General features: G+C 65.2%; 21 protein-coding genes. 8 read left to right on the top strand and 13 right to left on the bottom strand.

What is annotated here, in order from left to right; all coding sequences use genetic code 11:
- Both DPM33_RS32820 and DPM33_RS32815 read right to left on the bottom strand, forming a co-directional pair.
- On the bottom strand, positions 1–1,248 hold the full coding sequence (locus tag DPM33_RS32820) for an AI-2E family transporter (RefSeq protein ID WP_112101513.1): 1,248 nt from the start codon (positions 1,246–1,248) through the stop codon (positions 1–3).
- Positions 1,160–1,777, bottom strand: coding sequence for a CDP-alcohol phosphatidyltransferase family protein (locus DPM33_RS32815; protein WP_112101512.1), 618 nt, complete (start codon positions 1,775–1,777; stop codon positions 1,160–1,162). Before DPM33_RS32815 ends, DPM33_RS32820 begins: the two co-directional genes overlap by 89 nt.
- Positions 1,778–1,973: 196 nt before the next feature.
- On the opposite strand from DPM33_RS32815, the gene DPM33_RS32810 reads away from it, so the two are divergent.
- The 5 genes from DPM33_RS32810 (at position 1,974) to DPM33_RS32790 (ending at position 5,476) form a co-directional block, all read left to right on the top strand.
- A complete protein-coding gene (locus DPM33_RS32810) occupies positions 1,974–2,636 on the top strand; it encodes an Imm52 family immunity protein (protein ID WP_112101511.1) in 663 nt (220 codons plus the stop codon).
- A gap of 194 nt (positions 2,637–2,830) precedes the next feature.
- Positions 2,831–3,910: a phosphoribosylformylglycinamidine cyclo-ligase gene (purM, locus tag DPM33_RS32805; protein WP_112101510.1), complete on the top strand. Its 1,080-nt coding sequence runs from the start codon at positions 2,831–2,833 to the stop codon at positions 3,908–3,910.
- The gene (gene purN, locus DPM33_RS32800; protein WP_112101509.1) at positions 3,907–4,614 is read left to right on the top strand and encodes a phosphoribosylglycinamide formyltransferase; all 708 of its coding nucleotides are present in this window, start codon (positions 3,907–3,909) and stop codon (positions 4,612–4,614) included. Before purM ends, purN begins: the two co-directional genes overlap by 4 nt.
- 121 nt (positions 4,615–4,735) lie before the next feature.
- A complete protein-coding gene (locus tag DPM33_RS32795; RefSeq protein ID WP_245442598.1) occupies positions 4,736–4,954 on the top strand; it encodes a hypothetical protein in 219 nt (72 codons plus the stop codon).
- Between the two features lie 3 nt (positions 4,955–4,957).
- Complete coding sequence (locus DPM33_RS32790) at positions 4,958–5,476, top strand: SixA phosphatase family protein (RefSeq protein ID WP_112101508.1); 519 nt, start codon at positions 4,958–4,960, stop codon at positions 5,474–5,476.
- A gap of 87 nt (positions 5,477–5,563) precedes the next feature.
- Here the strand turns inward: DPM33_RS32790 and DPM33_RS32785 are convergent, their stop codons facing one another.
- The 4 genes from DPM33_RS32785 to DPM33_RS32770 all read right to left on the bottom strand — a co-directional run bounded on the left by DPM33_RS32785 (position 5,564) and on the right by DPM33_RS32770 (position 6,883).
- Positions 5,564–5,809, bottom strand: coding sequence for a DUF680 domain-containing protein (locus tag DPM33_RS32785; RefSeq protein WP_112101507.1), 246 nt, complete (start codon positions 5,807–5,809; stop codon positions 5,564–5,566).
- A 51-nt stretch (positions 5,810–5,860) separates the two neighbouring features.
- A complete protein-coding gene (locus tag DPM33_RS32780) occupies positions 5,861–6,106 on the bottom strand; it encodes a DUF680 domain-containing protein (protein WP_112101506.1) in 246 nt (81 codons plus the stop codon).
- A gap of 279 nt (positions 6,107–6,385) precedes the next feature.
- Positions 6,386–6,592 carry a DUF680 domain-containing protein gene (locus tag DPM33_RS32775; protein WP_112101505.1) on the bottom strand — a complete coding sequence of 69 codons (207 nt, stop codon included), beginning with the start codon at positions 6,590–6,592 and terminating at the stop codon, positions 6,386–6,388.
- 57 nt (positions 6,593–6,649) lie between these two features.
- Complete coding sequence (locus tag DPM33_RS32770; RefSeq protein WP_112101504.1) at positions 6,650–6,883, bottom strand: DUF680 domain-containing protein; 234 nt, start codon at positions 6,881–6,883, stop codon at positions 6,650–6,652.
- A gap of 475 nt (positions 6,884–7,358) precedes the next feature.
- On the opposite strand from DPM33_RS32770, the gene DPM33_RS32765 reads away from it, so the two are divergent.
- Both DPM33_RS32765 and DPM33_RS32760 read left to right on the top strand, forming a co-directional pair.
- Positions 7,359–8,036 (top strand): response regulator, encoded by a 678-nt coding sequence (locus DPM33_RS32765; RefSeq protein WP_112101503.1) that lies wholly within the window; start codon positions 7,359–7,361, stop codon positions 8,034–8,036.
- On the top strand, positions 8,033–9,406 hold the full coding sequence (locus DPM33_RS32760; protein WP_112101502.1) for a sensor histidine kinase: 1,374 nt from the start codon (positions 8,033–8,035) through the stop codon (positions 9,404–9,406). Before DPM33_RS32765 ends, DPM33_RS32760 begins: the two co-directional genes overlap by 4 nt.
- A gap of 29 nt (positions 9,407–9,435) precedes the next feature.
- On the opposite strand, the gene DPM33_RS32755 is transcribed toward DPM33_RS32760, so the two are convergent.
- The 5 genes from DPM33_RS32755 to speB form a co-directional block, all read right to left on the bottom strand.
- Positions 9,436–10,314: an ABC transporter permease gene (locus tag DPM33_RS32755; protein WP_112101546.1), complete on the bottom strand. Its 879-nt coding sequence runs from the start codon at positions 10,312–10,314 to the stop codon at positions 9,436–9,438.
- Positions 10,315–10,324: 10 nt separating this feature from the next.
- A complete protein-coding gene (locus DPM33_RS32750; protein WP_112101501.1) occupies positions 10,325–11,134 on the bottom strand; it encodes an ABC transporter ATP-binding protein in 810 nt (269 codons plus the stop codon).
- Positions 11,135–11,237: 103 nt separating this feature from the next.
- Positions 11,238–12,197 carry an ABC transporter substrate-binding protein gene (locus tag DPM33_RS32745; protein WP_208648482.1) on the bottom strand — a complete coding sequence of 320 codons (960 nt, stop codon included), beginning with the start codon at positions 12,195–12,197 and terminating at the stop codon, positions 11,238–11,240.
- A gap of 231 nt (positions 12,198–12,428) precedes the next feature.
- Complete coding sequence (gene dapB, locus DPM33_RS32740) at positions 12,429–13,205, bottom strand: 4-hydroxy-tetrahydrodipicolinate reductase (protein ID WP_112101545.1); 777 nt, start codon at positions 13,203–13,205, stop codon at positions 12,429–12,431.
- 61 nt (positions 13,206–13,266) lie between these two features.
- Positions 13,267–14,076, bottom strand: coding sequence for an agmatinase (gene speB, locus DPM33_RS32735; RefSeq protein ID WP_112101499.1), 810 nt, complete (start codon positions 14,074–14,076; stop codon positions 13,267–13,269).
- A gap of 215 nt (positions 14,077–14,291) precedes the next feature.
- On the opposite strand from speB, the gene DPM33_RS32730 reads away from it, so the two are divergent.
- Entirely contained in the window at positions 14,292–17,105 is a 2,814-nt protein-coding gene (locus DPM33_RS32730; protein ID WP_112101498.1) for a tetratricopeptide repeat protein, read from the top strand.
- Here DPM33_RS32730 and DPM33_RS32725 read toward each other — a convergent pair whose 3' ends face one another.
- Positions 17,106–19,211, bottom strand: a complete 2,106-nt coding sequence (locus DPM33_RS32725; protein ID WP_112101497.1) for a molybdopterin oxidoreductase family protein — start codon at positions 19,209–19,211, stop codon at positions 17,106–17,108.
- A gap of 165 nt (positions 19,212–19,376) precedes the next feature.
- Complete coding sequence (locus DPM33_RS32720; protein ID WP_146770366.1) at positions 19,377–19,577, bottom strand: NrdR family transcriptional regulator; 201 nt, start codon at positions 19,575–19,577, stop codon at positions 19,377–19,379.

Below are 19,577 nucleotides of genomic sequence, written 5' to 3'. Positions count from 1 at the left end.
TCAGCCCCGCGTCGAGCGATGGCCGCCGCCGCGATCAGCCGGCAATGGCGCCACCGGCCCGCCTGCGTGGCCCTTGTAAAGCGGCGATTCGAGATAGCGGGCGATGGCGAAGCGCACCAGAACGGCAATCGCCGCCGACGCCGGCACGGCAATCAACAGGCCGACGAAGCCGAACAGCGCGCCGAAGGCAAACAGCGCAAACATCAGCCAGACCGGATGCAGGCCGACGCTCTTTCCGACCAGCCGGGGCTGCAGGATGTTGCCCTCGATGAACTGGCCGACGAAGAACACGCAGGCCACCGCCACGATCATCGTCCAGTCCGGCCAGAACTGGACGAAGGCGACGCCGACTGCGAGCACCAGACCGGTCAGCGAGCCGACATAGGGGATAAAGGAGATCAGGCCGGCAAAGAGGCCGATCAGGATGGCGAAATTCAATCCGGTGAAGGTCAGGCCGGTGGCGTACATGGCGCCGAGCACTAGGCAGAGCGTGCCCTGCCCGCGCACGAAGCCGGCGGTGGCGGTGTTGATGTCGCGGGCAAGCGCGCGCACCGTCTCGACATAGTCGCGCGGCACCCAGCCATCGACTTCGGCCACCATCCGGTCCCAGTCGAGCAGCATGTAGAAGGCGACGACAGGGGTGACGACGAACAGGCTGACCACCGAGACCAGCGCCACGCCCGAACTCCAGATCGAGGTGAAGACGGTGGTCAAAAGGCTGAAGCCGGAGGTCAAGAGCGAGTTCAGCCCGTCACGCAGGCTGCCGGCATTGACGCCGAAACGCTGCTCCAGCCATTTCGGATCGAAGCTGGTGATCAGCGACTGCAGCCGCGTCAAATATTCCGGCAGCTTGCGGCCGAAATCGGCCATCTGCGTGGCCAGCACCGGCACCAGGATGACGAAGGCAAGAACCACGACAACGATGAAGGCGATCAAGATCACCACCGTCGCCATCAGGCGCGAGAGGCCGAGCCGCTGCAGCCAGTCGGCGACCGGATCGAGAAAATAGGCGAGCACCATGCCGGCGACGAAGGGCAAGAGGATGCCGGAGAAGATGTAGAGGAACAGCGCCAGCAGAACGGCCGTCGCCAGCCAGAAGAAAACCTGGCGGCGAAGCCCGCCCGAGCCGTCGTCAGCCGCGATCACGGCGGCATCGTTGTCAGGGGCCGGTGCTGGAGCCTCCCGACTTGCCGATGCCCGACTTGGTGTCGCCTGTACGGGAGTTGCTCGTCTGGGAGCCTTCGCCATAGCCGCTCATATGCCTTAGCCAAGCCACGAGATAGGCCGCGGCCGAAGCCACGGTCAAGACCCCGGTCAGCAATATGAGCGCGGTCCGCAGCGGACCCAGATGCACAGAGAAGGCGAGTTCGCCCAGCACCACCGCCGCCAGCACGATCTGCGCGGCGGTATTGGCCTTCGACACGAAGAGCGGCTTCACCTCGACCGGATGGCTCATGACGCTCGACAACAGCACGGCGCAGACGATCAACCCGTCGCGCGAGACCATGGTCACCACCAGCCACAGCGGCAGTTCGCCGGCAAAACCCATGACCACGAAGACCGAGACCAGCAAAAGCTTGTCGGCGACCGGATCGAGATAGGCGCCGAGGCGGGACGACTGGTTCCAGCGGCGCGCTATGAAGCCGTCGACGCCATCGGAAATGCCGGCGACGAGGAAGCCGGCGAAGGCCCAGCCCCAAAGCGACTGCAGCATGGCCAGCACCACGGCGGGCACCAAAAGCAGGCGCATGATCGTGATCATGTTGGGAAGGGTCACGTGAGGTCCCGTCGTGTTTTTGTTGGGAAAAAGATGAGGGAGATGGGGGATTGGCGCAAGGGACGAACTGCTGATCTCCCCCCTCGTGGGGGAGATGGCCGGCAGGCCAGAGGGGGGCGCGAAGGAACGCCGGCTTTTGGGCCAAGAGACCTGTGGAAGAAGCTGATAGGCTACATGCCATAGGGAGGCGCGCAGCATGTCGGTCAAGATTTACGTATATTGGGGACCAAGGAAACGCACTGCCGAGGATTTGATCCCGCAACTTCAAGCGCATTTCCGAACACTGGCTGCAGCGGACAAAAGGCTCGCAGGCTGGGGTCCGCTGGCAAGATCCTTAAAAAAGGCGATGGCATCCGAACCGATAGACACCTCGGCATCCGTGGAACTATTCCGGCTGCTGCAAAAAGGTCAAAACAAGACCGACATGCCGCCGCGCCAGCCGATACCGGAATTAGGTTACCGCGTTTCACTTTGGAACCAGCGCCGCGGAGGCATCGAGGCAGCGACATCCGTCCATTGCGGGGCGTATTCCGAATATCTGTCAGAAGACAGCCAGAACATCGCTAGCCTGGAACTCACCTGTATGGCCGATGCCCAGCCACTGGAGGCTGGAACCTTGCTCGCCCTATTCCACAGATTCGTCGAAATCTGGGAACCAGCCTGGGGTTCGATCTGGCGGGACGTTCAGGAAGGGCATCCGGCTGGCAGCCGTGAGTATCCGACCCGTGCCCAATACGCGTATTACCAACAACAACAGGGCTTGGCGTCGCAACAACGAACCGTGGGAAAAGTGCTTGCTGTTCCTAACGGGCGTATGTGGGTGGATGAAGCGGTGGCATCCTTTCTAGAAGAGATTTGACTGTCATACTCGCGAAGCCGGCGGGACAGCGCCCCCCCTCTGTCCTGCCGGACATCTCCCCCACGAGGAGGGAGATTGGCAGTTTCCGCGCCTCGTCCGCTTTCCACGGTTTTGTCCGCCTCGACGACCGTCATCCTTGCTCCCCGAAACCATTCATGCGAAGAGCCCGCAATGGAAACAGGGACGAGCCGACGATGAGCAAGGGCGATCAGGCCAAGCGCAAGAACGGGCTCACCTATGCCGAGGCGGGCGTCGACATCGATGCCGGCAATTTGATGGTCGAGAAGATCAAGCCGCTGGTGCGCGCCACCCGCCGGCCTGGCGCCGACGGCGAGATCGGCGGCTTCGGCGGACTGTTCGACCTGAAGGCCGCCGGCTTCACCGATCCGGTGCTGGTCGCCGCCAATGACGGCGTCGGCACCAAGCTCAAGATCGCCATCGATGCGGGCAAGCACGACACGATCGGCATCGACCTCGTCGCCATGTGCGTCAACGACATCGTCGTGCAGGGCGCCGAGCCCCTGTTCTTCCTCGACTATTTCGCCACCGGCAAGCTCGACCCCGACCAGGGCGCTTCGATCGTCGGCGGCATCGCGCAGGGCTGCCGGCAGGCCGGCTGCGCGCTGATCGGCGGCGAGACCGCGGAAATGCCCGGCATGTATCACCACAAGGATTACGACCTTGCCGGCTTCGCCGTGGGCGCGGCCGAGCGCGGCCAGTTGCTGCCGACCGACGATATCGTCGAGGGCGACGTACTGCTTGGCCTCTCCTCCTCCGGCCTGCACTCCAACGGCTTTTCGCTGGTGCGCCGTATCGTTGCGGCGAGCGGGCTTGGCTGGAGCGATCCGGCGCCGTTCAACGACGAGCTCAGCCTTGCCGAGGCGCTGCTCGAGCCGACGCGCATCTATGTGAAGTCGATCCTCAAGGCGATCCGCAACACGCATGGCATCAAGGCGCTCGCCCACATCACCGGCGGCGGTTTTCCGGAGAACATTCCGCGCGTGCTGCCCAAGGATTTTTCGGCCGAGCTCGACCTCGAGGCGATCGACGTGCCGCCGGTGTTCTCGTGGCTGGCAAAGGCCGGCGGCGTCGCGCCGGAAGAAATGATGCGCACCTTCAACTGCGGCATAGGCATGGTCCTCGCCGTCGCCTCCGGCCAGGCGGCACAGGTCGCGGCAGTGCTGCAGGAAGCCGGCGAGACGGTGACGCCGATCGGCCGCATCGTGCCGCGCCGCGACGCCGGCGTCATCTATCGGGGCTCGATCGGCCTATGAGCAGGAAACGCACGGTCGTCCTGATTTCGGGGCGCGGCTCCAACATGACGGCGCTGATCGCGGCGGCCAGCGACCCGACCTATCCGGCCGAGATCGTCGGCGTCATCTCCGACCGCGCCAACGCCGCCGGTCTCGGCATCGCCCAGTCGCGCGGCATCGCCACCAAGGTCATCCAGCGCGCCGACCATCCGAACAAGGATGCCTATGACGCCGCGATCGATGCCGCGCTCACCGGCTTCGGCGCCGACATCGTGGCCCTGGCCGGCTATATGCGCATCCTCGGACGCGGCCTCGTCGAGAAATGGCAGGGGCGGATGGTCAACATCCACCCTGCCCTGCTGCCGGCCTTCAAGGGGCTGGACACGCATGCCCGCGCCATCCGCGCGGGCGTGCGCATCCATGGCTGCTCGGTGCATTTCGTCACGTCCGAGATGGATGACGGCCCGATCATCGCGCAGGCCGCCGTGCCGGTCATGGTCGGCGACAATGAGGACACGCTGGCCGCGCGGGTGCTGAAGGTCGAACACCGGCTCTATCCGCTGGCGCTGGGTCTGGTCGCCGAAGGCAAGGCGCGCATGGAAAAGGGCCACACCGTCCTCGCGCATTTCGCCGACGATGCCGACAACGCCACCTCGGTGGTGATGGCGCCGGACCCGCTGCGCGAGGAAACCGACCTCGAACAGCTGGCGCGGATCACGCCGTAGTTTGAACCTGTCAGGATCTGGAGCCTTTGGAGATCTTCGACAGCGCGGTCCGCACCAAAGGCGATCTGGCCGGCGTCTTCGAGTATGAAGAAGAGGACGGACCGCAAAGCGCCACAGCCTATTGTACGAACCCGATGGCTCAATTGTCGGCGCGATCCACGTTCGATCCGGAGCCTGGTCGATCACCGAGGCCGACATCGCGGTGAAATGGGACAAGGACGAGCAGCGCGTGGGCCTCTTCGTCTTCGGCGTGCTTACGGCCGCTTTCGATGCCGAGACGGGCGCAAGATGCGGTGGTAGGCATGGCGAGGATTTCAACGCCGAGATTCCCTGGTCCTGATCGATGCCTGTGAAACAGTTGCTCATCCTGCGCCACGCCAAGTCGAGCTGGGACGATTCCTCCCTCGCCGACTTCGACCGGCCGCTCGGGCCGCGCGGGCAAAAGACCGCGCCGCTGATGGGCCGGGAGCTTGCCCGGCGCGGCTGGCTGCCGGATCTGGCGCTGGTCTCGCCGGCACTGCGCACCCGCGAGACCTGGCGGCTGATCGCGGCCGAGCTGCCCAGACATGTGCCGGCGCAATTTGCCGACGAGCTCTATGAAGCCGCCCCTGCCGCCATCCTGACGCGCGTGCGGCAGGCGAAGGCGACGAGCCTGCTGGTGATCGGCCACAATCCCGGCCTGCAGGACTTCGCGCTGCGGCTGGCCGGGGCCGGGTCGGATGCGCGTGTGTTTGACAAGATCAGGGAGAAATTCCCGACCGGGGCGCTCGCCCGTTTCACGCTCGAGGACGACTGGTCGGACCTGGCCTTTGGCGACGCCCAGCTGACGCATTGCCTCAAACCGAAGGACCTGGCTGCGTAATTCCCCCCTCGGGAAGAGGCCGCGAGCGCCAAACAGATAGGCGGCGGAGCAAGCCCGCCGCCTTTGGCATTGTGAGGCGCGAAGAAATCAGTTGCCCCAGATGCCCTGGCCGGATTCCGGCGGAAAGCTGTCGGGCATAGCCGAGCCGGTGGTCATCGAGGTATCGACATTGGCCGACTTGGCGACGTCATGCTTGCGGACCGAGGCGGTGAGGCCGCGGTCGACGCCGACTGTCGACTGGTTGGCATTGGTGTCGCCGTAATGGTCGCTGCCGGCGAAGGCGGAGCCCATGGCGAGAAGCATTGCGGCAGTGGTGAGAGCGATCCTGGTCATTTCAGAAGTTCCTGTCGTTGAATGGTGGAGGTTTCGAGGATGGTCGAGGCGTCAGCGCCCCCAGAGACCGTCGTCGTTGTGCCGGGCGATGATGTCGGCGGCGGTCTGGCTGGTCGCGGTGGCCACCGGGGTTTGCTGCTGCGCCATGTCCCGCACGCGGATCGAACTGGTCATCATGTGGTCGGCGCCGGCGGTCGGCTGGTTGGCGGTGTCGGCGCCATAGTGGTCGCTGCCGGCAGAGGCGCTGCCCATGGCAGCGACGAGCATGGCGGCCGCAACGAATGCGATCCTGGTCATCTCAATGTTCCTTGTCCTGTCGTTTCATCGGCGGCGCCTTGGGAGGATGGCCCGCTGCCGACAAGACCGGTGACGGCCTGGAATTATTCCCGAGCAAGGATCGTTTTTCGCCGAGCGCTCAAAAGCGCGAGCCGCGACGCTGATGAAAAAAGCGATCCTGAACAATGGGATACGCGGGACAGCTCGGCGTCAGATTCAGGTTTCGTACATAGCCGGCCGCATAAAAGCGAAGCGGCGGGACCAGCCCGCCGCTTTGATGTCTGTCGCGGATAGAACCGATTAGCGGTTGCCGAACAGGTCGTGATTGGCGCCCTGGACGACCGGCTTCTGCGCATCCGCGTCCGATTTCTTGATCGAAGCGGTGAACGAGGTGTCGACCGAAGCGGCCGGCTGGTTGGCATTGGCCGAGCCGTAATTGTCCGAGCCGGCGAAAGCGGCGCCGGTGGCAACGAGAAGGGCGGCGGCGGTAAGAGCGATCTTGGTCATTTGAGTTACTCCAGATTTGAAGCTGATGGATTGGATCTGGTCAGGGCCGGGAATGGCTTAGTGGTTGCCCCAGATGCCCTGGCCCGACTGCGGCTGGTTCTGGTCAGGCGTGATGTGGAGATCGCGCTGCTCGAACGTGCGGATCGAGCCGGTGATGCTGTTGTCGACGTTGCCCGCGGGAGCGGTCACGGCCGGCTGGTTGACGTTGTCGGAACCATAATGATCGCTGCTGGCGAAGGCGCCGCTCGTGGCGACGAGGAGGGCGGCGGCGGTAAGAGCAATCTTGGTCATTTAAAGTACTCCGGATTCAAAGTCCTGTCCGTCTAGTGGCGTGCCTTGATGGAAACTCGCGTCGCTCGGACCATCCCGAAATGGGTCTGCCCTGCTGCCAGTTCCAATCACGAAAATTTGCGAACCGAACCGTTCGGTTCGACATTGAAACTATGTGATCGGCGCGGCGGTCATATTCTAATTGTTTTATATCAATGAGTTACGAAGATCGCCTGGCGAGTTGGCACCCAAGTCCGTCGTGCCAGCGTTCACCGTGACTACACGAACCGTCAACATAAATTGAACCGAACGGTTCGGTTTTATGACTTGTCCGAGCGACGAGGCGACCCGACAGGCGCAATGGCTGTGGTGGCGACCGCCGGCAAACCACGTTTGCCTTGAGGGCGGATCGATACTATCGGTTGGGCTCGAGGGACCAATTCGGACGCCGCCTTTGGCGAAGGCCGGCGCCGTTGGGAGGAAACAGCGACGAACGATGCGGCTGCTGCTTGTCGAGGACAATCGCGAACTGGCCGATTGGCTGAGCAAGACGCTGCGCCAGGCGAGCTATGTCGTCGACGTCGTGCATGACGGCGAGGATGTCGAGCACGCCTTGGCCGCCGGCGATCATGCCCTGATCATCCTCGACCTCGCCCTGCCCCGCATGGGTGGCATGGAGGTGCTGAAAAGGTTGCGGGCGCGCGGCAACCCGGTGCCGGTGATCGTGCTCACCGCCAATGCCAGCCTCGACGGCCGGGTCAAGGGCCTCAACGAAGGCGCCGACGACTATCTGGCCAAACCCTTCCAGATCGAAGAGCTGGAAGCGCGCATCCGCGTGCAACTTCGCCGCGCCAATGACCGCACCGCGCCGGTCATTGCCTGCGGCGATCTCGTCTTCGACACCAACACCCGGCTGTTCTCGCTCAGCGGCGCGACGCTGTCGCTGACGCCGCGCGAGCACGCGGTGCTGGAACAGCTCGTCGTCAAGGCCGGGCGCACGGTGAGCAAGGCAGCGCTCTCGGCCGCGATATACGACTTCGAGACCGACGCCGACCCCAGCGCCATCGAGATCTATGTGCACCGCCTGCGCAAGAAGCTTGAGGGTTCACGCGTCCAGATCGCCACCTTGCGCGGCCTCGGCTATCTCTTGCGCCACGACGATCCGGCGCCATGAGGATCGGCAGCCTTCGGATCGGCAGCCTTCGCCTGCAATTGCTGGCCTGGGTGGTGCTGCCGCTGGCCGGGCTCGCCGCCATAAACCTGTGGACCAGCCATGGAAATGCACGCGCGACTGCCGATCTGGTCACGGACCGGATGCTGATGGCGTCGGCGCGCGCCATCGCCGAGCAGGTCGCGGTGAAGGACGGCGTGCTCGACGCCAGCATTCCGCCGGCGGCGATAGAAATGTTCGATACCGGCGACCGCGACAGTGTCTATTACCATGTCGAGACCGCGGGTGGACGCCTGCTCACGGGCTATCCGGACCTGCCCAAGGCCACACTGCGCGGCAGCATCGAGACCGGTTTTCGCGATCATCGTCTGCGGCTGGCGACACTCAGCCACGCGGTGATCGGCGCCGGTGCGGATTCGCCGATCACGGTCACCGTCGGCGTGACGCTTGCCGGGCATGACGCGATGGTGAGGCGTCTGTGGTTGAGCGCCTTTGGCCAGCAGTTGGCGCTGGTGGCCATCGCCGGCGTGTTCGTGCTGCTTGGCCTGCGCCGCGGGCTGGCGCCTTTGATCCGCCTGCGCGATGCGGTTCGCTCGCCGGGCCGCAGCGACCTCGACCCGGTCGAAGTGCCTGGCGCGCAGAGCGAGATCAGGCCGCTGATCGAGGCGCTCAATGCTTACATGGAGCGCGTACGAGCCCAGATGGCGGCGCAGCGCCGCTTCATCGCCAATGCCGCGCACCAGTTGCGCACCCCGCTGGCGCTTTTGTCGACACAGGCGAGCTATGCGTTGCGCGAAAGCGCCGCGGATCGACGGCGGGAAGCGCTTATGGCGTTGCAGGCAAGTTCAGGCAAACTGGCGCGACTGGCCGAACAACTGCTCACGCTGTCGCGTGCGGAGCCCGGCAGCCGGCGGCCGCGCGCCGACCGCATCGACCTCACTGAGGCAGCCCGGCAGGTGCTGGAAGCGCATGCGCCGAAGGCGGTCGAACGCAACATCGACCTCGGTCTCGAGGAGACCGGCCCCGTGCCGGTCATCGGCGACGGCACCATGCTGCGCGAGATGATCGTCAATCTTGTCGACAACGCGCTGCGCTACACACCGGCCGGCGGCAGCGTCACCGTCAAGCTCACCGCCATTGGCGACGAGGCCGCGCTCACGGTCATCGACGGTGGACCCGGCATTGCTTTGGAAGAGAGGGAGCACGTCTTCGAGCGCTTCTACCGCATAGCCGGCTCGGCCGAGGAAGGCAGCGGGCTCGGGCTCGCCATCGTCCACGAGGTGGTCGAGAATGCCGGCGGCAGCGTCACGCTGGGCGACGCCGCCGCCGGCGGGCTCAAGGTCGATGTTCGGCTGCCGCTGGCTCGCCCCTGAGGGCGCCCGCCGGCGAACCGCAATGGTGCCTACTGCGTCTCGTGCAACGGCTGGGGCCGCCATTTCGCCAGCCGGTTCTCGACCAGCGTCATCAGGTATTCGGCGCCCAGCGCCACCACCATCACGATGACGATCGCCGCATACATGCCGGCCGCGTCGAACGAGCCTTTGGCGATGTTGATCAAGAGGCCGATGCCGAAGCGCGAACCGACGAACTCGCCGACGATGGCGCCGATGATGGCGAAGCCGAAGCTGACATGCAGGCTGGCGAAGATCCAGCTCATCGCCGACGGCACGATCACCGAGCGCGTCAGTTGCCAGTCGGAGGCGCCGAGGATGCGGGCATTGGCGATCATCGCCCGATCGGCCTCGCGCACGCCCTGGAAGGCGTTGTGGAAGACGACGAAGAACACCATGACGAAGGCCAGCGCCACCTTGGAGGCAAGGCCGAGCCCCAGGATCATGATGAAGATCGGCGCCAGCACGACGCGCGGGATCGAGTTGATCAGCTTGATGTAGATGGAGAAGATGTCGGCGGCCATGCGGTTGCGGCCGAGCGCGACGCCGATGATGATGCCGGCGACCGAACCGGTGACGAAGCCCAGCACCGACTCTTCCATGGTCACATAGAGGTGGTACCAGAGCGGTCCTTCCGAGGTGCCTTCGGTAATCCACTCATAAAGCCGCCCGGCGATCGTGCTCGGCATGGCGTAGAAGAAGGGATCGATCCAGGCCATGCGGCCCGCGATCTCCCAGGCGCCCAGGAAGACGAAGAGGATGGCGAGCCGCCAGAACGTCACGGTGTGGCGGCGATGCGCTGCGGCCTTGGCGGCGGCGGCCTCGATTTCCGCATCCGACGTGCCCGGCCTGAAATTTGCGCTGGAAATGTTGATGGTGGCGTCGGTCATTTCAGCCTCCTCATGCCGCCGCGCGGGCATAGCTGGTCTCGACCTCTTCCTTGAGATCGGCCCAGATGGTGCGCGAATAATCGATGAAGCTCTGCTCGTAGCGGATGTCGGCGACGACACGCGGCCGCGGTAGGTCGATCGTGTAGACGGATTTCACCGTCGCCGGCCCAGCGGTCAGCACATAGACCTTGTCGGCCAGCGCGATCGCCTCCTCGAGGTCGTGCGTGACGAACACCACGGAGGCCTTCGCCTCGGACCACAACCGCAGCAACTCCTCATGCATGAGCACGCGCGTCTGCACGTCGAGCGCGGAGAACGGCTCGTCCATCAACAGGATCTCGGGGCCATTGATGAAAGTCTGGGCGAGCGCCACGCGCTTGCGCATGCCGCCCGAAAGCTGGTGCGGATAGTGCTGCTCGAAACGCGCCAGGCCGACGCGCGCCAGCCAGTCGCGCGCGGACGCCTGTGCCTGCGCCTTCGGCTTGCCGCGAAACAGCGGTCCGGCCATGACGTTCTCGATCACCGTGCGCCAGGGAAACAGCGCGTCGGTCTGGAACACGAAGCCGATGCGCGGGTCGATGCCCTTGACGGGAGCGCCCATGACGCGGACCTCGCCGGCACTCGGGCTGGCGAGCCCGGTGACGAGGTTGAGCGTCGTCGACTTGCCGCAGCCGGTCGGGCCGACGACGGCGACGAACTCGCCCCGCTCGACGGTCATGGTGAAATCGCGGATCGCCGTCAGCGATTTGCCGGTGGGGGACAGGAAGCGGCGGCTGACATTGATCAGCTCGATCGCCGGAGCGGTCTTTTCGATGGCCATGGCAGAGCAAACTCCAATAGCAGGCGACCGCCGCGCGGGGATCGCCTGGCGCAAAGGGACAGGTGGGACGCCGGCGCGGGAAATCCGGCGCCGGCCTTGTCCGCTACTTCGCGTTCTTGACGAATTCGGTGGTGTAGGTCTTCGAAAGGTCGATCTGCTTGCCCTGCAGTTCCTTCTTGAAGGCCGACAGTACGGTGAGCACCGTTTCGGGGCCGCCCTGAGGCATCACGCCATCGGCGGTGAACATAGCCTTGCCGGCGTCGAGGGCCTTCACATAGCCTTCCTTGTCGCCGACATAGTAATCCTTCGGCATCTTCTCGGCGATCTCGGCGCCGCTATGCGTGTTGATGAACTGCAACGTCTTGACGAAGGCATTGGCGAGCTTCTGCGCAGTATCCTTATGCGCCTCGACCCATTCGGTCTGCATATAGAGCGATGCCGCCGGATACGTGCCGCCGAGGGCCGCCTTGGTCCCTTCGATCGTGCGCATGTCGATCAAGACCTTGGCCTCGCCGGTCTTGAGCAGCCGGGTGATCGTCGGCTCGGTCGTCATGCCGGCCTGGATCTTGTCCTGCTGCATGGCGGCGATGAAAGTATTGCCGGCGCCGACCGGCACCGAGGTGAACTCGCCAAGCTTCAGCCCGTTCTTGACCGCGAGGTACTCGGTCAGGAAGTTGGTCGAGGAGCCGAGACCCGTGACGCCCAGGCTCATGCCCTTGAAGTCGGCCGGCGACTTGATCTCGGGATGCTTGGAAGAGACCAGCTCGACCTCGCCCGGCGCCTGGCTGAACTGAACGACGGATTCGACGAACTTGCCCTTGGCCTGGAGATCGATGCAATGGTCATAGAAGCCGACCACGCCCTGTACCGCGCCCGCCAGCATCTCGTTCTCGGCGTCGACGCCGGCCGGCTCGTTGAGCAACTCGACGTCGAGGCCCTCATCCTTGAAATAGCCGAGCGCCTCGGCGAGTTTGGCGGGCAGGTAGATCTGCTTTTCGTAGCCGCCCACCATGATCGAGATCTTGTCGGCGGCCGACGCTGCCGTCGCGCCCGCCGCAAGCATGGCAAGCGTCAGCGTCGCCGAACGAAGAGCGTGTTTAGAGATAAAAGCGGTCACGTAACTTCCTCCACCTGGGCGGCGCGCCATCCGAGCTACGCCGCATCTCCTCCTTGCCGGCCCTCCCAGGCCGGTCATGTGGCGAACGCCACAAAACTGTCATGGCATGGCCAAGCTTTCAGCTGGCTTTCAGCCATTTTAGCGGCGGTGGAAATGGAAATCCGGCCTGGTTCCAGGTCACGAGGCAGTGAAGCCCAGCACGTCGCGCATGTCGTATTCACCGGGCGGCCGGCCAGCGACCCACAGTGCGGCCGCGATGGCGCCGCGCGCGAACATCGAGCGGTCGCCAGCGGCATGCGACAGCGTGAGCGTCTCGCCCTCGGCAAGGAAGCCGACGCTGTGCTCGCCGACGATGCTGCCGCCGCGCAGCACGGCAAAGCCGATCTCGCCGGCGGGGCGCGGACCAATCAGGCCATCGCGGGCGCGCCTCGCCACGTCGCCCAGGTCGACGCCACATCCGCGCGCGACCGCCTCGCCGAGCATCAGCGCCGTGCCCGACGGCGCGTCGACCTTGAAGCGATGATGCGCTTCGAGGATCTCGATGTCGCAGTCTTCGGACCCGAGCGCCCTCGCCGCCTGCTCGACCAGGCCGGTCAGCATGTTGAGCCCCAGCGAATAGCTGCCGGAGCGCACGATGGCGATCGTCTTCGCCGCCTCGGCGATCGCGGCCAACTCCGACGCGCTGAAGCCGGTCGAGCCGATCACCAGCGCCGGACCGCCGCGCGCGGCGCAGGCTTTTGCCAGCTCGACCGAAGCCGCGGGCGTGGTGAAATCGATGACGACATCGACAAGCGCCAACGCCTCGTCGCGCTCGACCAGCCCCTCGCCCATGCTGCCCGGCCGATGGAAGCGCGCGACGGGCTCCAGCCGCGGATCGGCCGCGACGGTTTGCGCCATCTGCCGGCCCATGCGGCCGAGCGCGCCGGCGATGGCGATCTTGAGCGGCTGCGGCATGGTGATCCCTGTCGAAAGCGAGTCGGAACAATCGTCTAGCACGCCACCTTGGTAAATTGATTCAGCCGGCGGACACACCATTCGTCTTCAGCATCATGCCGGCGATCTCCTTGACCAGCTTCGCGGCGACCAGCGCCGTGACGTTGGAGAGGTCCTGGCGCGGATTGTATTCGACGACGTCGGCGGCGACGATAGGCTGGTCTATCGCCTGGATCAGGCCGATGACCTGGCGGGTGCTGAAGCCGCCCGGCTCGCGATGCGAGACGCCGGGCGCGAAGGCCGGATCGAGCCCGTCGAGATCGACCGACAGATAGACGGGCGTCTCGAGGTCGAGCGACAGCCCTTCCCTGAAATGCCGCATCTCCACCACCTCGACGCCGAAGCGCTCGAACTGGCCGCGAAGCTCGTCGTTGAGGGTGCGCAGGCCGATCTGGATCAGGCGGTCGGCGAGCCGCTCCTCCATGATGCGCGCGAAGGACGAGGTGTGCGAGCGCGGATTGTCCTGATAGGCGTCATACATGTCCGGATGCGCGTCGATCTGGACGATCGTCAGGTTTGGATGGCGGCGGCGTACCGCGCGCAGCACCGGCCAGGCGATGGCGTGGTCGCCGCCGAGCGAGATCAGCGGATGGCCGGCATCGAGCGCGCGGCCGACCTCGTTCTCGATGCGCTGCCACGGATCGCCACCTTGCGGGAAATCGATGTCCCCGTGATCGACGAGGCGGTCGGCCATGTCGAAGCCGGTTTCCGACCAGGAGCTGTACGCGTCGCTGTGAAGCTCGCGCCGGATCAGCGCCGGCGCCTCGGCCGGGCCCTGGAGGTAAGACGAGTTCGCGTCATGCGGAATGCCCAGAAGCGAGACCTTGGCCATGACATCCTCCCGCGCGTCGTTGAGACAGAACGCCTCTATAACGACGGGAGCTGGCAGGCGCGACGAGAGGCGCTTGGGCCAGACGGAAAAGCGCGCCGCGGGCGCAGGCGCGCCGCACGCGAATGTGAAACGCCGCACTGATCGCCACCCGTGCGATGTGCTAATTTAGCTTGAGCGTCCGGCTGCACCGGACCCGTGTCCGAGGGGGGACGCCCATGCTGCGGCCAGTGCACGTCCTGGTTCTTTCCTGCCTCGCCGTCCTTTGTAGCATCTCTCCAACGCCGTTTGCCGGCGGGGCCTTCGCGGCCCAGGCATCTTCCGACAAACCCGACGATGCGGCCAAGAAGGACGATGCCGCCAAGAAGGAAGCGCTCGACGCGGCGAAGAAGGCGGCACTCGCCGAGGCGATCAGCGTCTGCGATCACGGCGCCTCGGTGCCGCTCGATCCCGAAGCAAAAGCGCCGTCGGTCCAGTATAGCGAGCTCTTCCCTCAGGATTTCGACCTCAGCAAGCTCAAGACCCTGGCCGACAAATGCCAGGCGGCGATGCTCGGCGCGCCGCAGGAAAAGCGGCTGACGCTCGAATGGCTGCGGGTTCAGGTCGCGCTCAACCAAGCGGGGCTGGCCTTTCTCCTCCCACAGATCAAGCTCATCGCCGACGGCGGCAGTCCCGAGGCGAACTACCTGCTCTACGAAGTCTATTCGGTGCATCGGCACGACAGCGCGGATGCCGGTCCGCCGCCAGTCACGCGCGACGTGGCGCTCGATGCCTTGCAGAAGGCAGGTGCCGCCGGCCATCTCACGGCCCTGGTGACGCTGCTGCATCAGTATAGCGACGGACCGCTGCTGCGCCGCGACGCGCACAAGCTGGTCGAGACCGCGCAGCACATCATCGACGCGCCGGTCCAGGGTCCCTCGCCCGGCGAATGGGACAGCCAGCTCCGCAACGCCATGCCGCTGCTGATCGCGCGGACGGTGCTGGAGAATGACGGTTTCACCGGCGAGGAACAGCAAAAGGCCTTTCAAGTCGTGGAAGCGGATTCCAAGGCGGGCACCATCGGGCCCGAACCGTCGGTGCTCGCCTATATCAAGGCGCTGCGGCTCGGCCGCGGCACGCAGCAGGACGCGGCGAAGGCCAGGCAATTGCTGGAGGCGCGCGTCGCCAACGATCAGTATGCCGTGCCGATGCTGGCGGATATGCTGGCCAAGGGCGAAGGCGGCGCGGCGGGCGGCAAGCGCGCGATCGCCATATTGCGCGCTACCACCAAGGATGTCGCCGGCGCCGGGCCGATGCTCGCCGGCCTGCTTTTGGACGGCAAGTTCGTCGGCCGTCAGCCGCGCGAGGCGATCCGGTTGCTCAACGCCCCCTGGGACCTCGACGCCAGCATCAAGCTGGCGAAGCTGCTTCCCGACTATGACGGCTTTCAGATCGACAATCCGGACCAGCTGATCGAGCGCCTGAACGACGCCGCCCAGGCCGGCGAGTCCGGCGCGGCGCTGGCGCTGGCGCGGCTGCAGCTGTCGGACGATCAGCAGTTCAAGAACGAGGATTTGGCGCGCGCCATGCTGAAGCCGCTGGCGGACGCCGGCGACCGCGAGGCGCTCTGGCTCTACGCCTCGACGCAATATGCCAATCTCGATTCGACCAGCTACCGCCCGTCGCGCCGCGACGAGGGGCTGAGCGACGATCAGTTGAAAGCCCTGATCGTCGACGGAGAAGCCAAGAAGGAAGCGCAAGCCTATCTGCTGCAGGCGAAGCTCTTGCGCAAAGGCGTGGTCTACGAGCAGGACGACCAGAAGGCGACCGCGATGCTGATCAACGCCGCCAATCTCGGCAGCGTCGAGGCCATGGTTCTGCTCGGCGACGCCTATGCCGACGGTCTCGGCATCGACAAGAACCCGCGCGAGCGCCTGCATGCCTGGCGCGAGGCCGCGCGGCTCGGTTCGCTCAAGGCCAAGGACAAGCTTGCGAACGCCTTCACCTTCGACAGTTTCGACCATCTGATGACGCTGCGCGAAGGCATCACCGACCGCATCGCGCTTTACAATGACGGCATCGGCAGAATGGGTCTCGGCGTGTTCGGCGACGCCGGCGCCAACATGGAACTGAGCGGCCTCTTTTCCGGACCTGCCTCCAGCGCCGGAAACGCGGCGGTCGCGGCCGCGGTGATGGACGCTTTCCGCGAGGCGCCGGCAGGGCTCGACGACCAGAACCTGGTCGGGATCGGCAAGGCGCTGCCCGACGAAATCCGCGCCGCGATCGAGACGACGCTGAAGCGCGAAGGTTTTTACGCCGGCGAGCCGAAAGGTTATTTCGGTCCGGACGTGCGTAAGGCACTGGCCGCGTGGGTCGATGCAAAGGGCCCGCTCGCCGATGTTCCCGCCCAAACCGCGGCGACGCAGCAGGCCGCACCGGCCGCCGGGCTGCTGACGAGCGAAACGCTCGACCGGGTCCGCAAAAGGGTCTCCACCCAGGCGCAGGCCGCCAAGACCGATAAACAGAGGCTTGCCGTCGTCAAACAGTACGACATGCTCGCACGCTACGGCGACCTCCCGTCGCGCTGGGCGGTGATGAGCAACTACCATCAGGCAAAGGTCGTGCGCACGGTCGTCACTCCGGAGGAGGTCACGCGCTATGCGCTCGACATCCTGGTGTCGAAGCCAGCCGGCGTCGACAAGCCGGAGTTCGAGTTCATCTTCGACCTGACGCAGATCGCGCAGGACCGGAAATCCAAAGCCGTGGGCAGCGCCACCTTGCAGGCGATCCGAGACGATCCGCGCCTGCAGGACCCGCTGACGCTCGGCGCCATCATGGGCCAGTTCGCCTTCGCGCCGGACGCCTGCGATTCCGTGCTCGCCGCGGCCAAGAAAGCCAGCATCGACGGCGTGGGGGAAGATGGATGCGACGAAGACACCCGCACGGCGCTGATCGCCTTCGCCAAGGACAAGGGCGCTTCCGGCGTCGACGCCGCGGCGCGCAAGGCGGCCGCCGACGAGATCAAGACGCTGGATGCGCAGGCCGCGAAGTAATCAGAGCGCCCTGAGCCAGACCTTGTTGTCGTGGACGGCGGCGCCGCCATAGGGCGCCGGCGCGTCGGCGCCGGTCAGCACGTTGATGCCCTCGCCGCGTTCATGCGCGCTGTTCGGCCAGATGCCTTCGGCGATCACCACGCCGCGCTTGACGCCGTCGAAGAACCTGGCATGCAACACCACGTCGCCGCGCCGGTTGCCGACCTCGACGCGGCCCCCATCCTCGATGCCGAGCACTGCTGCATCTTCGCGGTGGATGAGCAGCTCCGGCCTGCCCTCCTTGGCCTTCGACACCGGCGTCTCGGCAAAGCTCGAATTGAGGAAGTTGCGCGCCGGCGAGGTCGCGAGCCGGAACGGGTGCTCCTCGTCCGCGACCTCGATCAGCTCGACATGGTCGGGGAATTCGGGCAGCCGCTCGACCGGGCCGAACAGACCCATGCTTTTCGGCGGCCGGTTGGGCGCCGACTGCCCTGTCCAGTTGGGCCGGAAGTGGAACTTCTTGTCGGCATGACCGAAGCCGTTGATGAAATGCGCGTCGGCGAAGTCGGGCTGCAGGTCGACCCACTTCTCAGCCCTCAAACTATCGAAGCTGCCGATTCCGCGCTTGCCGAGAATGATGTCGATATGCTCGCGCTCGGTCAGGCCGAAGCCCGGACGGTCGCCGACGCCCAGCCGCTTGCCGAGTTCCTCGTTGACGTAATGGTTGGTGCGCGGCCCTTCCGGCGGCTCGATCAGCTTGGGGCCGAGCGTGACGTGCTGGTTGCCGCCGCCCTTGTAGACGTCGTCGTGCTCCAGGAACATCGTCGCGGGCAGCACGACATCGGCAAGCCTGGCCGTATCGGTCATGAACTGTTCGTGGACGCAGGTGAACAGGTCCTCGCGCAGGAAACCCTGTTTCACCAGCCGCTGCTCCGGCGCGACATTGGCCGGATTGGTGTTCTGGATCAGCATCGCCGTCACCGGCGGACCGCCATAGAGCGCGTCCTCAGCACCTGTCAGCACCGGGCCGATGCGCGAATGGTCGAGATAGCGCACCTTCGGATCGCGCATCGCGGTGCCTTCGAGCACATCCTGGTTCAGCTTGAAGATGCCTGAATTGGAATGGAAGGCGCCGCCGCCCTCATATTGCCAGGCGCCGGTAACGGCGGCGATGCAGGACGCGGCATGCATGTTGATCGAGCCGTTGCGCTGGCGCGCGAAGCCGTAGCCGAGGCGGAAATAGGTCTTCTTCGTGGTGCCGACGAGCTGCGCGAAAGCTTCGATCTCGGCGATGCTCAAGCCGGTGATGGCAGCCGCCCATTCAGGCGTGCGGGTGCGCAAATGCTCTTCCAGTCCGCGCGGGTCGTCGGTGTATTTTTCGAGATAGGCGCGATCGGCCATGCCGTCTCGGAACAGCACATGCATGACGGCGCAGGCGAGCGCGCCGTCGGTGCCGGGCCGCAAGACGAGGCCGAGATCGGCCTGCTTCATCGTGGCATTGTCGTAGATGTCGACGACGACGATCCTGGCACCGCGTTCCTTGCGCGCCTTCATCGCATGGGTCATGACATTGACCTGCGTGACCACGGCATTGGTGCCCCAGATCACCACGCAATCGGCCTTCGCCATCTCGCGCGGATCGGGCCCGCGCAAAGCGCCCGCTCCCATCATCCAGCCGGTCCAGGCGAGATTGGTGCAGATCGAGCCGAAGAAGCCCGAATATTTTTTCGCGTGCCGCAGCCGCTCGATGCCGTCGCGCTGCACCAGCCCCATCGTGCCGGCATAGAAGTACGGCCAGACCGTCTCCGAGCCGTATTTGTCTTCGGCCGCGATGAACTTTTCCGCGACGAGGTCGAGCGCCGCTTCCCAGCTCGCTTCCTTCCAGGCGCCCTCGCCCTTGGCGCCAGCACGCACCAGCGGCTTCAGCAGCCGGTCTGGATGGTGCACGCGGTCGGCATAGCGCGCGACCTTGGCGCAGACGACACCCGCCGTATAGCTGTTCGCCTTGGCGCCATGCACGCGGCCGATGCGGTTTTCGTCGAGCAGCTCAACTTCGAGCGCGCAAGTGGAAGGACAGTCGTGCGGACAGGCCGAATGGCCGATCCGAAGCTTGGCGTGCTGGTTCATGCGGGGGTGTGTAGCGGGTTTTGCGGGAGAGGTGTAGGGCCAGATGGATCTCCCCCTTCTCCCCTTACAAAGGGAGAAGGGGGATCGGCGCGCAGCGCCGAGACGGATGAGGGGTTCGTGACGGATCGCCGGGGATGTCAGGCTGGGTCACCTCTCATCCGGCCGCTACTCGGCGATGTTTTTATTTTTATAAAGCGCATTATAGGCGCCGCATTTCGGGCAACGCATGTGCCGCTCGATATGATCTTCGCCTGCTTTGGTGTCGAAGACTTCAAGGTCCGCTTCGCCACATTCTGGGCATTTGACGATTGCCTCCGGGTCAACGGCCAGAAGGCTGCCTGCCTTGATCCACAACTCTCTGGACAT

The organism is Mesorhizobium hawassense, from assembly GCF_003289945.1.
Taxonomy (GTDB): Bacteria; Pseudomonadota; Alphaproteobacteria; order Rhizobiales; family Rhizobiaceae; genus Mesorhizobium; species Mesorhizobium hawassense.
Note: the sequence above shows the minus strand (reverse complement) of the source record. Positions and strands in the feature narration are given on the sequence as shown.

What these genes read in the sequence shown, in the direction of transcription:
- DPM33_RS32750 (WP_112101501.1), bottom strand. Translation starts at nt 11,134, where the DNA reads ATGGCCATCGAAAAGACCGCTCCGGCGATCGAGCTGATCAATGTCAGC.
- DPM33_RS32765 (WP_112101503.1), top strand. Translation starts at nt 7,359, where the DNA reads ATGCGGCTGCTGCTTGTCGAGGACAATCGCGAACTGGCCGATTGGCTG.
- speB (WP_112101499.1), bottom strand. Translation starts at nt 14,076, where the DNA reads ATGGCCAAGGTCTCGCTTCTGGGCATTCCGCATGACGCGAACTCGTCT.
- DPM33_RS32775 (WP_112101505.1), bottom strand. Translation starts at nt 6,592, where the DNA reads ATGACCAAGATCGCTCTTACCGCCGCCGCCCTTCTCGTTGCCACCGGC.
- DPM33_RS32725 (WP_112101497.1), bottom strand. Translation starts at nt 19,211, where the DNA reads ATGAACCAGCACGCCAAGCTTCGGATCGGCCATTCGGCCTGTCCGCAC.
- DPM33_RS32755 (WP_112101546.1), bottom strand. Translation starts at nt 10,314, where the DNA reads ATGACCGACGCCACCATCAACATTTCCAGCGCAAATTTCAGGCCGGGC.
- DPM33_RS32785 (WP_112101507.1), bottom strand. Translation starts at nt 5,809, where the DNA reads ATGACCAGGATCGCTCTCACCACTGCCGCAATGCTTCTCGCCATGGGC.
- DPM33_RS32780 (WP_112101506.1), bottom strand. Translation starts at nt 6,106, where the DNA reads ATGACCAGGATCGCATTCGTTGCGGCCGCCATGCTCGTCGCTGCCATG.
- DPM33_RS32820 (WP_112101513.1), bottom strand. Translation starts at nt 1,248, where the DNA reads ATGGCGAAGGCTCCCAGACGAGCAACTCCCGTACAGGCGACACCAAGT.
- DPM33_RS32730 (WP_112101498.1), top strand. Translation starts at nt 14,292, where the DNA reads ATGCTGCGGCCAGTGCACGTCCTGGTTCTTTCCTGCCTCGCCGTCCTT.
- dapB (WP_112101545.1), bottom strand. Translation starts at nt 13,205, where the DNA reads ATGCCGCAGCCGCTCAAGATCGCCATCGCCGGCGCGCTCGGCCGCATG.
- DPM33_RS32810 (WP_112101511.1), top strand. Translation starts at nt 1,974, where the DNA reads ATGTCGGTCAAGATTTACGTATATTGGGGACCAAGGAAACGCACTGCC.
- DPM33_RS32770 (WP_112101504.1), bottom strand. Translation starts at nt 6,883, where the DNA reads ATGACCAAGATTGCTCTTACCGCCGCCGCCCTCCTCGTCGCCACGAGC.
- DPM33_RS32720 (WP_146770366.1), bottom strand. Translation starts at nt 19,577, where the DNA reads ATGTCCAGAGAGTTGTGGATCAAGGCAGGCAGCCTTCTGGCCGTTGAC.
- purM (WP_112101510.1), top strand. Translation starts at nt 2,831, where the DNA reads ATGAGCAAGGGCGATCAGGCCAAGCGCAAGAACGGGCTCACCTATGCC.
- DPM33_RS32760 (WP_112101502.1), top strand. Translation starts at nt 8,033, where the DNA reads ATGAGGATCGGCAGCCTTCGGATCGGCAGCCTTCGCCTGCAATTGCTG.
- purN (WP_112101509.1), top strand. Translation starts at nt 3,907, where the DNA reads ATGAGCAGGAAACGCACGGTCGTCCTGATTTCGGGGCGCGGCTCCAAC.
- DPM33_RS32790 (WP_112101508.1), top strand. Translation starts at nt 4,958, where the DNA reads ATGCCTGTGAAACAGTTGCTCATCCTGCGCCACGCCAAGTCGAGCTGG.
- DPM33_RS32745 (WP_208648482.1), bottom strand. Translation starts at nt 12,197, where the DNA reads ATGCTTGCGGCGGGCGCGACGGCAGCGTCGGCCGCCGACAAGATCTCG.